The organism is Cupriavidus basilensis, assembly GCF_008801925.2.
GTDB classification, from domain to species: Bacteria; Pseudomonadota; Gammaproteobacteria; order Burkholderiales; family Burkholderiaceae; genus Cupriavidus; species Cupriavidus basilensis.
Genome location: NZ_CP062805.1, coordinates 215,726 through 227,708, shown reverse-complemented (window position 1 = coordinate 227,708; position 11,983 = coordinate 215,726). Strand labels below are relative to the sequence as shown.

The window sequence follows — 11,983 nt, the reverse complement described above, 5'->3', positions numbered from 1 at the left end:
TGAAAGACACTGCCCCCGGGTGTCCGCATCTCCAAGCAAGGGCACGGCGAAAGTCCCAAGTTCCAACTGGCCATACTGGCTGCTCTCCGCGGCAGAAGTTGCCAGCCGGCTGCCATGACTCTCCGTGAAATGCACCCCATGGGCAATCTGACCCGAAAAGATCTTGTCGACGGCAGTATCCGCAGCAGACTTGCCATGCCTGCTGACCTGTCGTGGACCGACGCTGCTCTCGAGCAATCGCTTAATGCAACGCTCAATGCGCGCCTCGCTGGTTCGATTTGGGTCTTCGCCTATGGTTCGTTAATCTGGAACCCATTGATCGCCTTCGACGAGCACCGGACTGCCACACTCGAAGGATGGCGCCGCAGCTTCTGCATTCGCTCCATATCTGCGCGTGGTACGCCGGAGCAGCCGGGGCGCGTGCTTGGCTTGGAACCTGGCGGGAATACGCAAGGGGTTGCGTACCGGCTGCCCGACGATCAGGCGCTGAACGAATTGCGCCTCCTGTGGGCAAGGGAGATGTGCAGCGGAGTGTATCGGCCGATCTGGAACCCGCTGGTGCTCGAAAATGGCGAGAAGGTGCAGGCCATTGTCTTTGCCGCGAACACCGAACAGGCGCTTTATGAAGCCGATGCATCGGTACCTACCGTTGCACGGCTTGCGGCGAAGGCAGCCGGTGTATTCGGATCTAATGCGGACTACATACTGGGACTCGACACAGCCCTGGCGGACCGCGGCATTTCGGACCAGTACGTCTCACAGATAGCGCAGAGCATGAGGAGATTTCAGCGGACATTGACGGCCTAGAGCGGGCATCGCGGCTGAGATCACTCCTCCGAGACAAGTCGCTACCCGTCAAGGGTAAGCTCGCCTAAACTGAAAAACCCTCGCCACGCAAAAAACAAGGGAAGAGCACATGGCCGCGATCGAAGTGAAAGTGCCCCAACTCTCTGAATCGGTTTCGGAGGCAACACTGATTCAGTGGAAAAAGAAGGCCGGCGAGGCCGTCCAGCGTGACGAGATTCTGGTGGAACTGGAAACGGACAAGGTGACACTCGAAGTGCCCTGTCCGGCCAACGGTGTGCTGGCCAAAATATTCCAGCCCGATGGCGCCACGGTACATGCCGACGAAGTGATCGCGCTGGTTGATACGGAAGGCAAGGCAACCGTGGCTGCCCCTGCTGCCTCCGCACCTGTAGCGACGCCCACGTCAACGCCGGCTCCCACATCAGTCGCTGCGCAGGTCAACACGACTGCTGGAGGCGGCGCACCCGCTTCAGCCAACGCTGATTTTGACGTGATCGTGATCGGTTCCGGCCCAGGCGGCTATATCGCGGCGATCCGCGCAGCACAGCTGGGAAAGACCGTGGCCTGCATCGAGGAATGGAGAGACGGCGCGGGCAAGCCCCGGCTCGGGGGCACCTGCCTGAACGTCGGCTGCATCCCGAGCAAGGCGCTGCTCGCGTCCTCGGAACACTTTGAACATGCGCTGCACGGGCTCGCCGAGCACGGCGTAAAGGTCAAGGAAGTGGCGCTGGACCTTGCGCAAATGATCAAGCGAAAGGCTGCCATTGTTGACAAGTTCACGGGCGGTGTCGAATTCCTGTTCCGCAAGAACAAGGTGACCTGGATCAAGGGCCATGGCAAGTTCAAGAGTCGCGGCACCGACGGCGTGATCGCCGTGGAAGCGATCGAAGGCAACGACACCAAGACAGTCACGGCACGTAACGTCATCATTGCGACAGGCTCCAAGGCGCGTCATCTGCCTGACGTTCCCGTCGATAACAAGATCGTGTCGGATAACGAGGGCGCGCTGTCGTTCGACACAGTCCCCAGGAAGCTCGCGGTGATCGGTGCGGGCGTTATCGGGCTTGAGCTTGGTTCGGTGTGGCGGCGACTCGGCGCCGAGGTGACCCTGCTCGAAGCGCTGCCAACTTTCCTTGGGGCGCTCGACGAGTCCGTGGCGAAGGAGGCGGCCAAGCTATTCAAGAAGCAGGGACTGACGATCCATCTTGGGGTCAGTATTGGCAAGATCGACGCGAGCGCCAAAGGGGTCAGCATTGCCTACACGGACAAGGACGGCGCCGACCAGAAACTTGATGCGGATCGCCTGATCGTGTCGATCGGCCGGGTCCCCAATACCGACAATCTCGGACTGGACACCGTGGGCCTGTCCTCCGACCCGCGCGGCTTCGTTCCAGTTGACGATCAGTGCCGCACGTCCGTGCCGGGGATCTACGCAATTGGCGATGTAGTACGCGGCCCGATGCTGGCCCACAAGGCCGAAGACGAAGGCGTCATGGTTGCGGAAATCATTGATGGGCAGAAGCCGCACATCGACTACAACTGCATTCCGTGGGTAATCTATACGGAGCCGGAAATCGCCTGGGTGGGCAAGTCCGAGGCCCAGTTGAGTGCCGAAGGACGGGAGGTCCGAACGGGCCAGTTCCCGATGATGGCTAATGGCCGCGCACTCGGCATCGGCCGCCCGGACGGTTTCATCAAGATGATTGCGGACGCAAAGACCGACGAGCTGCTGGGCGTCCATATCATTTCGGCCAATGCCTCGGACCTGATCGCCGAAGCCGTGGCTGCGCTCGAGTTCAAGGCAGCGTCGGAAGACATCGGCATGATCAGTCACCCGCATCCCTCGCTATCCGAAGTCATGCGCGAAGCAGCGCTTGCGGTGCAGAAACGGGCGCTGAATATGTAGCGCTGCGCTCAACAGGGCGCTCGGGGCGGAGACCCCCCCTCGAGCGAAGCCGTAGTGGTCTCCTCGGCGCTTACCTGCCCCAGCTGTCCTTCAGCCCGACGATGCGGTTGAAGACCGGCTTGCCCGGCTGCGAATCGACGCGATCGGCGACGAAGTAGCCGTGGCGCTCGAACTGGAAGCGGTCTTCCGGCTTTGCCTCGCGCAGGCTCGGTTCCAGGTAGGCCGTGATGACCTTCTTGGAGTCCGGGTTCAGGGCCTCGAGGAAGTTCTTGCCGCCGGCATCCGGGTTCGGGTCATTGAACAGGCGGTCGTACAGGCGCACTTCGCACTCGTAGGCCGCGGCGGCGCTGACCCAGTGGATCACGCCCTTGACCTTGACGCTGTCGGCGCCCGGCGTGCCGCTCTTGGTGTCGGGCAGGTAGTTGGCATGCACGGCCACGACGTTGCCGTCGGCGTCCTTGTCTACGCCGGTGCACTCGATCACGTAGCCGTACTTCAGGCGCACCTTGTTGCCCGGGAACAGCCGGAAATAGCCCTTCGGCGGGGCCTGGTTGAAGTCCTCGCGCTCGATCCACAGCTCGCGCGAGAGCGGGAACACGCGCTTGCCCAGTTCCGGCTTCTTCGGATGGACCGGTGCCGAGCACTCCTCGGCCTGGCCTTCGGGGTAGTTGTCCAGGATCAGCTTGAGCGGCTCAAGCACAGCCACGCCGCGGGCGGCGCGGGCATCCAGGTCATCCCGCACGGCGCCTTCGAGCGTGCTCATGTCGATCCAGCTGTCAGCCTTGGCCACCCCCAAGCGATCGCAGAAAAGCTGGATGGCGTCCGGTGTGTAGCCGCGCCGGCGCATGCCCACGATGGTCGGCATGCGCGGATCATCCCAGCCGCCCACGCGTTGCTCGTCCACCAGCTGCTTGAGCTTGCGCTTGCTGGTGATGGCATAGGTCAGGTTCAGGCGGGCGAATTCATACTGGTGCGGCAGCGGATCGTGGAATATGCCGGCGTTCCGCAGGTGTTCCAACACCCAGTCATAGAGCGGGCGGTTGTTCTCGAACTCGAGCGTGCACAGCGAATGGGTGATGTTCTCCAGCGCATCGGAAATGCATTGCGTCATGTCGTACATCGGGTAGATGCACCACCTGTCGCCAGTCCGGTAGTGGCGCGCGTGGCGGATGCGGTACAGCACCGGATCGCGCATCACGACGTTCGGCGCCGCCATATCGATCTTCGCGCGCAGCACATGCTCGCCATCCTGGTACTTGCCGGCGCGCATATCACGGAAGAGTTGCAGATTCTCTTCGACGCTGCGGTCGCGATACGGCGACGGCTTGCCCGGCTCGGAGAAGTTGCCACGGTTGGCGGCAATCTGCTCGGCGCTCTGGCTGTCCACGTAGGCGACACCGCGCTCGATCAGCGTCTCAGCAAAAGCATAGAGCTGATCGAAGTAGTCACTGGCGTAATACAAGTACGGCGAGCCGCCGGGCTGTCCGTTGTCCCAGGAAAAGCCGAGCCAGCGTACGGCATCGATAATCGCGTCGACGTATTCGAGGTCTTCCTTGACCGGGTTGGTATCGTCAAAGCGCAGATGGCAGCGGCCGCCGTAGTCGCGCGCCAGGCCGAAATTCAGGACGATGCTCTTGGCGTGACCGATGTGGAGATATCCATTGGGCTCGGGCGGGAAGCGGGTGATGACCGTCGGCAGCAGATCGCCTTGCACGTCCCCGCGACCGGCGTACGTGCCAGCGGCGAGATCCTGATCGATGATGCTGCGCAGAAAGTTGGAGGCGACTGGCGTGTCGCTGGATTTGGCTTGGCTCATGGTGGTGCCGCAACGGGTGCGGCTTCGAATGCTCGGGGCGGACTATCTGAGTCTAGCTTGAGAGACCGCCTGGCGCAGGAGGCCTCTCTTCCCTTGTTGGCCAAGACCACCGACTGGTCCGCATGCCTTGGTCCAATAGACGCTTGGAACCAACGGGCCTAGTCTGACGTGAATTCAACCACTTACCGCGGCGCGTCGATGAAAAAGCAGATAGTTTCCAGCCTCTACGCCTTGTCGGCGAAGCACCTTGCCAATCGCGATCTGCTCGGGTTCCCAACGCGCCAACGCTGCCGGCACATCATCCGGCGAGCCTTGCAACGCATCGGCCAGGGCCAGCGCATTCGCTGCGGCCTTGGAGGTGCTGGCCGCCGTGTGGGGGCGGGGGATCGACGCGGCGTCGCCCAATATGACAACCCTGCCCGACACCATGTGCTCGGACACCAGATCGCGGATAGCCTGGGCAAAGGGCTGGGCTGTCGCTTCAACGATGTCGCGGAAAGGCGGTGGCAGTAGCGCTCTGGCATCGCGCTGGATATGAGCCAGCCAACGTTCATCTAGCATTCCCTCGGGAATGGAGTAGCCCCGACGGTGACCTTCTCGGTCAGTCATGATCTCGCCTAGCAGGCGATTGTCAGCAACGCGGTACCAGACCCAGTTGTAGAGCCTGTGTCCCGGACGCACATCATTGTTCTCGCCCGGCACTAGATAGCCCAGGATATGCGAACCCGTATTGTTGGCAAAGCCGAAATCGCCAAGCAGCATTTCCCGCGCAGTCGACGGCATCTCGTCCTCAGGAACAAGTCCGCGCCAGGCGAGATACCCGGCGTAGGTTGGCACGCGGTCCGGCCAGAACTGTTGGCGTACCGCCGAATTGCCGCCGTCGGCGCCAATTAGCAGGTCACCGGTTTCGCTAGAGCCATCAGCGAAATATGCCGTGACAGTGCCGGCTTGCTGATCCTGCTCGATCCGCGACAGGGTCTTCGCCCGATGGTAATTTGCATCGCCGAAGGCCGCTTTCAGAGTTGTATAGATCAGCGACCAGGACGTCTGAGTCTGGGGAGCGTATTGCTTGGACTGGATCGAGCCGTCCGGGTGAAAGACCGTGCGATGTGCGGAACGCACGCCAAGGTCGACGGTACTCAGGTCAACGCCGGTACGGCGGAAGACCTCGACCACATCCGGTTGCAGGACAATGCCGCCGCCGCGGCTGTCGAGATCATGGGCGGAACGCTCATATATGTCGACGTTCCAGCCTATGCGGCGAAGCAGATTGCCCACGAAAAGGCCGCCGAGCGAACCACCGATAATCAGAGCCCGGCGCGCCGGGTGGGCAGGGCGGGGAGTGGGTGTGAGCTGGGTGTCCATGAGCATCTCCATGTGATGGCTATACTTTGGAGCCGCCACACAGACATGACAATCCAGCTGATCTGGGTAATTGCTTTGCGTCCCACGCAACGATAAGCCGATAAGCGGGAAGTCAGCTTGCCAGCACGGACCATCTTGTACAAAAAGCTGCCTTTGCGCGTGACGCAACGTTCAGTTGCGCATCAAACCTATTCCCGCTATGGCCCATCGATCTGCGCCAATTCGTCAAGCAGCGCTTTCGCTTGGCTCAAGTCGGCAGTCTCGAACCCCTCGGTGAAGAAGCCATGAATCTCAGTCAAGATGTGCAAGGCTGGCTCCCGCTGGCCCTGTTGTTGCCAAAGACGAGCCAGGCTCAGTATGGCGCGAAGCTCAGGAGATTTTGCACCGCGGTGGCGCGCCACTGCAATTGCCTGATGAAAGCACGCTTCTGCTTCCTGTAGCCCCGGCGACTCCTTAGACTGACCACCCTGATGACGAAGGGTCAATTCTCCCTTGAGGCGATGCAGTTCCGCCTCGTAATAACCCTCTCCCGTCCCCTCCACTACCGAGAGCGCCCGGTCCAGCGCTTTCAGCCCAGCCTGCACCTGTCCGGCGTGCCCGTAGGCTGCGGCAAGCAGCCCCAGAAAGTACGACCGACCCAGAGCCGCCCCTGTGGCCTGGTAGGCTTCCAGACCCTGAAGTATCTCAGCGATCCCCTCCTCGCCGTGCCCCTGCTCTGCCAGTGCCCAGCCCCGGAGGATGGTTCCCCAAGCCCGGTACAGCGGAAACCCCTGCTCGGTCGAAAGCGTGATTGCCGACTCCGCGTACTCCCGGGTCAAACCCGCTTCAAGTCGAAACTGGCGAAACATGGCCGTGGTGACCAGCGTGAAGGCCAAGCCAAGCGGGTGGGAAATCTTTTGGGCCAGGGCAAGTGCCTCTTGGTTTTTTTTGCAGGCCTGATCCGGATAGCCCAGCTGCCACAGACTCAAAGCCGCGAAGTCCAGGGCGCGGACGCCCGGATCCAGACCGTAGATGAAAGCATGCGCACGATGCAGTTCGGGGTCGTAGAGGGCAAGCGCCTGCTCCTGATGAGCACGGGCGGGAACGAACTCCCCTTGCCAGAATGCGCTCCCCCCAAGTCCGCAATGGGCCTCCACAAGCAGTTCCGGATCCTGGGCATTCCGGGCAACATGGAGGAACTGCTCACCTATTTCCCTTGCGGTCTCGTACTCCGCTCGCAACTGATAGATCAGCCGCAGTCCCTGTTGCACCGGGAAAAGTTGGGGAGTTTCCCCAATCTGCCGACACAATGCGAGCGCGCGCGTATAAGTCGCTTCCACCTCCGCGGCGGCGTAACCCCTCGTCGCCATCAAGGCCGGCCCGAGCGTAACCTGCACTGAGAGTTCCTGGCGGCCCCGTTCCGGCGAATCGGGCAGGCGCCTGAGCAGGTCAAGGGCCGCGTTCAGGTGATGAACCGCTTCAGAATTGGATGAGCGCTGGAGGGCCTGTTGCCCCGCGCAGTGCAGGTATTGCACCGCTTTCGGAATATTGCCGCTCAGGCTGTAGTGGTGAGCCAGTACGCTGCAATAGTCCATCAACCGGGAGGGGTAGAACGCCTCGATAGCTTGGGCCGTGCGTTCATGTAGCGCAATGCGCTGCTCCGTAAGCAGGGAGCGGCCGGCGACCTCCTGCGTAAGGCCGTGCTTGAACGAATACTCCACCTCAGGGAAGGCTGGCAGCTCGTAGATGAACTCGCCAGTCTCGAGGCGGGATAGTAAACGACGAAGCTCATCTTCCGGCTGCCCGACAACCTGCCGAATCAGGCTCAGAGGGAACCCTTTGCCAATCACCGCAAGCGTTTGCAGCAGCGCCTTCTCCGCCAGGGGAAGCCGGTCGATGCGGGCGGCGAGCACCCCTTGCACCGTTGTCGGAATGTGCAAGCTGGCGGGCGTCTTCTCGATTCGGTAGTTTCCGGGCACGCCCAGCAGCGCCTTCTCCTCGGCCAGTGTCTGGACTACCTCCTCGATGAAAAACGGATTGCCCTCGGTCTTTTCCAGGATTCTCTGCTTGAGAGAGGCGAGTCCGGGATCATCGCCCAACAGGGTACTGAGCAAACCCTGCGCTTCGGCCGGCCCCAAGGGCGCCAGCACGAGTTGGGTGTGGCGGCACTTTGGGCCCCAAGTCGGTTGGTACTCGGGCCGGTAGTTCACCAGGAGAAGGATGCGGGCATCCGCCAGGCGCTCCGCCAAGAATGTGAGGAACGCCTCCGTCTCGGCGTCCAGCCATTGCAGGTCCTCGAACAGGAGCTCGATCGGCTGATTCAGGCTTTCGCGCACCAGCAGGCGCGTGATCGCATCAAAGGTACGCTCGCGCCGGATACTGGCGTCCATGTCGCCCAGCGCCGAGCCTTGCTCGTTGATACCTAGCAGATAGAGCAGGTAGGGCACCAGATCCTCCAGACCGCGCTCAAGCGTGAGGACCCTACCGGTAACCTTCTCCCGACACTCCCGCTCCTCATCCTGCGCATTAATCTGGAAGTAATTCCTCAAGAGTTCTATCAGCGGCAAATAGGCAAAGGCCCTGCCGTGAGAAACCGAGAAGGTTTCCAGCACAAGGCAGCCGCGCTGCGAACGCGCCTTGAACTCGTGGAACAGTCGTGACTTCCCTATCCCGGCCTCGCCCACCACGCCGACGATCTGGCCCTGCCCCGCCGCCGCTTCCCTGAACGCGTGGTGCATATGGTCCAGTTCAGCCTGGCGGCCCACGAACCGGGCCAGGCCCCGATGTGCCGCCACCTGCAGCCGGGTCCGCAGCGGGCCGAGGCCCAGGACCTCGTAGACATCGAGCGGCTTGGGGATTCCCTTGACCTGAATCGCCCCCAATGCCTTGAAATCAAAGTATCCATCGGTCAATCGATATGTCGATTCGCTCACCAGGATGGACGAGAGCGCGGCCATCGACTCCATCCGGGATGCAATGTGAATCGTATGCCCCACCGGGTCGTAGTCGGTACGCAGGTCGTCCTTGCGGATCGAGCGGACCACCACTTCGCCCGTGTGAATGCCAACCCGAATTTGCAGTGCAATACCCCGTTCCAGGCGAACACGGTCGGCATGGCGGCGCATCGCGTCCTGCATGCGTAGTGCCGCATACAACGCTCGCTGAGGATGGTCCTCATGGGCAATCGGCGCACCGAACAGCGCCAGGATCCCGTCGCCCAGGGACTTGGCGACGTAGCCCTCGTAGTGATGCACGGCCTCCATCATAAGTGCCACCACAGGGTCAATGAGATGGCGTGCTTCTTCGGGATCCAGGTCGTGGATCAACGCAGTCGATCCGGCCATGTCGGCAAACAGCGCCGTGATCGTTTTGCGCTCGCCCGCGCTCTCCCCCCTGGCCTCCAGCGTTGCCTGTTCGGCCAGGATGCGCTCGGCCAAGTGGGGTGGCGTGTAATGAACCGGGGCAGCAGACTCCGCAAGCGGGGTTGCACTTAGAGACGCGCCACACTCACTGCAATACTTGGCTGTTGGGCTCGACTCGTGGCCGCAGCGTGGACAGACGCATGTCAGCTTGGCGCCGCATTCTTCGCAGAATTTTGCCGCTATGGGATTCTCGAACCCACATTTTGTGCAGCGCATATAACCTCTCGACCACTCCGGCCCGCCTTATGGGCCATTAGACGCCCAATTGATGCCGGTATCAATCAGTGCTCGGGTGCCCGAAGGATCGGCTGCGGCCCGCAGACCCAGTCGAAGACCACCCTGCTCTGCGAGAGACAAGCCGAAAAAGCCCGTCACTTGAATACGGCAATGCTATGACCGAGTTTCACAAGACAATGACTCCTCAACAAAGGCGCGAACTGCAGGGGAAAGCTCTCGCTTCCGGCTAGCGATTGCCAAATCAACAGCATATTCAAAGTCCTGGATGGCTCTGTAACAAACCTCCGGCTGTAGAAAATTCCGCATGGACTCGGGTATGACAGCCACGCCGTACCCAGCCGAAGCCAGACTGATCGCAGAGATGAAATCCGGAACACGATAGTCGAGGATTGCCGAGAATCCCCCTGCGAACCCCAACGTCGTGCGCGGCCTCCGCGGCGCGGGGACCGTGTTGCCCGAAGCCGGTAATCGAGCAGTAGACCAGCCACGGATTGATCTCCGCCAGGGCCGCATAGCCCAGTCCGAGGTGCTCCATCAGACTGGCACAATACTGTTCGATCAGTACGTCGGCATCCCGGATCAGCGGCGTCAGTTGGTCGAGCGCGTCGGGCGACTTCAGGTCAATGGCAATCGAACGCTTGCCGCGATTGAGCAGCACGAAGTTTGCACTGTCCGCGTCGACCTTTGGCTCATAGGCGCATCTCGTCACCACGCACCGTGCGCTCGAGCTTGATGACGTCGGCGCCCGCTTCGGCCAGCAGCAGGGAGCACAGTGGCCCGGGCAGGAGGGTGCTGAAGTCCAGCACCTCGACACCGCTCTGTGGCTGCATCATGGCATTCCCCGCTTGACCCGGTCATCACGCTCGGCGGCCACCCGCGCACGACGCGCAGGGGCGTAGGGCTCCTGCCCCAGCGCTTCATGCAGCGCCTGGGTGACGTGGAAATGGTGGACCAGGCCGGTGCGCTCCAGCAGCGAGATCGGTCCTTCCGGATAGCCCAGGCCCAGGCACAGGGTCTTGTCGAGGTCGTCCGCGCTGGCCAGCTTCTCGTCCAGCCGGCGCAGCGCCGCATTGAAATACGGGCGGATCAGCCTGTCGACGATACGTCCCGGGAAATCATTGCACACCGCCACGACCAGGCCGGCCGCCTGGAAGGCCGCCTTGGCCGCCTGCAGCGCAGCGGGATGCGTGCCGGGCTGCCTGACCAGTTCCACGAGGGGGCTGGGTTCGCCATCGCCCAGACGGAAGCGGGCGAAGCCCACCACGTTGGACCCTTCGAGACCCCGGCTTTCGCCGGTGTGGAAGCCCAGGCATTCGGCTCCCAGCTCAATGGCGACGAACGTGCGAGACGCGTGCCCGGCGCCCCGGCTGTATGCCCGACCTGCCTTGGCGCCCAGGTAACACAGGCCTTCGCCTTGTGGCGCGGCTTGCTCCAAGAACGCGTGGGCGGAAGGAAAGGAGCGGCTCTGGCCGGCTTGTACGATCTCGTAGCGCATATCAGGCTCCAAACATCTTGGTGTCGTCATAAGTGCGAAAACCCTGTCCGGTCTTCTTGCCCAGGCGGTTGGCCGCGATCATGCGTCGCACCAGCGGGGGGCAGGCCGCGCGCGGCTCGTGGGTGAGGCCGTGCATGGCTTCACACAGCAGCTTTTGCGTATCCATGCCGACCAGGTCCAGCAGTTCGAGGGGTCCCATCGGATAGCCCATGGCTGTCTTGATGGCGACATCGATATCGGCGGGCTCGGCCACCCCTTGTTCGACCAGACGAATCGCGTCGTTGTTGAAGGGAATCAGGAAATAGTTAAGGATGAACCCCGGCGTATCCTGCGTGGCCACGGGCTTTTGTCCCATGGCCTGGGCGAAGGCCCACGCCTTCTGGAAGGTGTCGTCCGAGGTGGCCAGGCCAGGCGACATTTCGATCAGCTTCATCAACTGTGCCGGCAGGCAGAAATGCATGCCCACAAAGCAGTCCGGGCGGCCGGATCCGCCGGCGATCTGGGTGATTGATATCGTCGACGTATTGGACGCGAAGATGGTGCTTGGCTGGCAAACCTCGTTGAGCTTACCGAACAATTGATGCTTGACCGACAAATCCTCGAAGATGGCCTCGATGATAAGGTCGCACTCGGCCAGCCCAGACAGCTCCGTCGTTCCTTTCCAGCGTTGCATCGCGGCAGCGGCGGCGCCTGCCGGCAGCTTGCCGCGCTGCTCAGATCTCGTCAGGAACGCTTCCGTCTGGCCCCGGGCACGATCCAGCGCTTCCTGTCGCATGTCGAACACAATGGTCCGGAATCCCGCGCGGGCCGCAACGATCGCAATGCCCGCCCCCATGGTGCCGGCGCCCGCGACGCCGACGGTTTGAATGGTTGTCATATCCGTCTCCTATTTCCTCAGGAAGCTGCGGCCAATCAACTGGCGGTGCACCTGATTGATCTGTAACCGTCAGCGGAAC

The 11,983-nt window shown here is 61.9% G+C and carries 10 protein-coding genes and 1 pseudogene; 3 read left to right on the top strand and 8 right to left on the bottom strand.

The window, feature by feature from the left end:
* Positions 1-138 precede the first annotated feature (138 nt).
* The 3 genes and pseudogenes from F7R26_RS36585 to lpdA all read left to right on the top strand — a co-directional run bounded on the left by F7R26_RS36585 (position 139) and on the right by lpdA (position 2,713).
* Positions 139-807, top strand: coding sequence for a gamma-glutamylcyclotransferase (locus tag F7R26_RS36585; protein ID WP_058697679.1), 669 nt, complete (start codon positions 139-141; stop codon positions 805-807).
* Positions 808-916: 109 nt separating this feature from the next.
* Positions 917-1,129: pseudogene (locus F7R26_RS41245) on the top strand (biotin/lipoyl-containing protein); the annotation flags it as partial.
* 168 nt (positions 1,130-1,297) lie between these two features.
* Positions 1,298-2,713 carry a dihydrolipoyl dehydrogenase gene (gene lpdA, locus F7R26_RS36580; protein ID WP_058697678.1) on the top strand — a complete coding sequence of 472 codons (1,416 nt, stop codon included), beginning with the start codon at positions 1,298-1,300 and terminating at the stop codon, positions 2,711-2,713.
* Between the two features lie 70 nt (positions 2,714-2,783).
* Here lpdA and F7R26_RS36575 read toward each other — a convergent pair whose 3' ends face one another.
* The 8 genes from F7R26_RS36575 to F7R26_RS36550 form a co-directional block, all read right to left on the bottom strand.
* Complete coding sequence (locus F7R26_RS36575) at positions 2,784-4,529, bottom strand: glutamine--tRNA ligase/YqeY domain fusion protein (RefSeq protein WP_058697601.1); 1,746 nt, start codon at positions 4,527-4,529, stop codon at positions 2,784-2,786.
* A 174-nt stretch (positions 4,530-4,703) separates the two neighbouring features.
* Entirely contained in the window at positions 4,704-5,894 is a 1,191-nt protein-coding gene (locus tag F7R26_RS36570) for an FAD binding domain-containing protein (RefSeq protein ID WP_058697677.1), read from the bottom strand.
* A gap of 197 nt (positions 5,895-6,091) precedes the next feature.
* Positions 6,092-9,511 carry an adenylate/guanylate cyclase domain-containing protein gene (locus F7R26_RS36565; protein ID WP_081050230.1) on the bottom strand — a complete coding sequence of 1,140 codons (3,420 nt, stop codon included), beginning with the start codon at positions 9,509-9,511 and terminating at the stop codon, positions 6,092-6,094.
* Positions 9,512-9,685: 174 nt separating this feature from the next.
* Positions 9,686-9,880: a LysR substrate-binding domain-containing protein gene (locus tag F7R26_RS41655; protein ID WP_233528068.1), complete on the bottom strand. Its 195-nt coding sequence runs from the start codon at positions 9,878-9,880 to the stop codon at positions 9,686-9,688.
* Positions 9,786-10,190, bottom strand: coding sequence for a CoA transferase (locus F7R26_RS36560; protein WP_412459402.1), 405 nt, complete (start codon positions 10,188-10,190; stop codon positions 9,786-9,788). The genes F7R26_RS41655 and F7R26_RS36560 overlap by 95 nt, the downstream gene beginning before the upstream one ends.
* A gap of 31 nt (positions 10,191-10,221) precedes the next feature.
* Complete coding sequence (locus F7R26_RS41885) at positions 10,222-10,365, bottom strand: CoA transferase (RefSeq protein ID WP_412459401.1); 144 nt, start codon at positions 10,363-10,365, stop codon at positions 10,222-10,224.
* On the bottom strand, positions 10,362-11,027 hold the full coding sequence (locus F7R26_RS36555; protein WP_058697600.1) for a 3-hydroxyacyl-CoA dehydrogenase family protein: 666 nt from the start codon (positions 11,025-11,027) through the stop codon (positions 10,362-10,364). The genes F7R26_RS41885 and F7R26_RS36555 overlap by 4 nt, the downstream gene beginning before the upstream one ends.
* A gap of 1 nt (position 11,028) precedes the next feature.
* Positions 11,029-11,904: a 3-hydroxyacyl-CoA dehydrogenase family protein gene (locus F7R26_RS36550; protein WP_058697599.1), complete on the bottom strand. Its 876-nt coding sequence runs from the start codon at positions 11,902-11,904 to the stop codon at positions 11,029-11,031.
* Between the last annotated feature and the right edge of the window lie 79 nt (positions 11,905-11,983).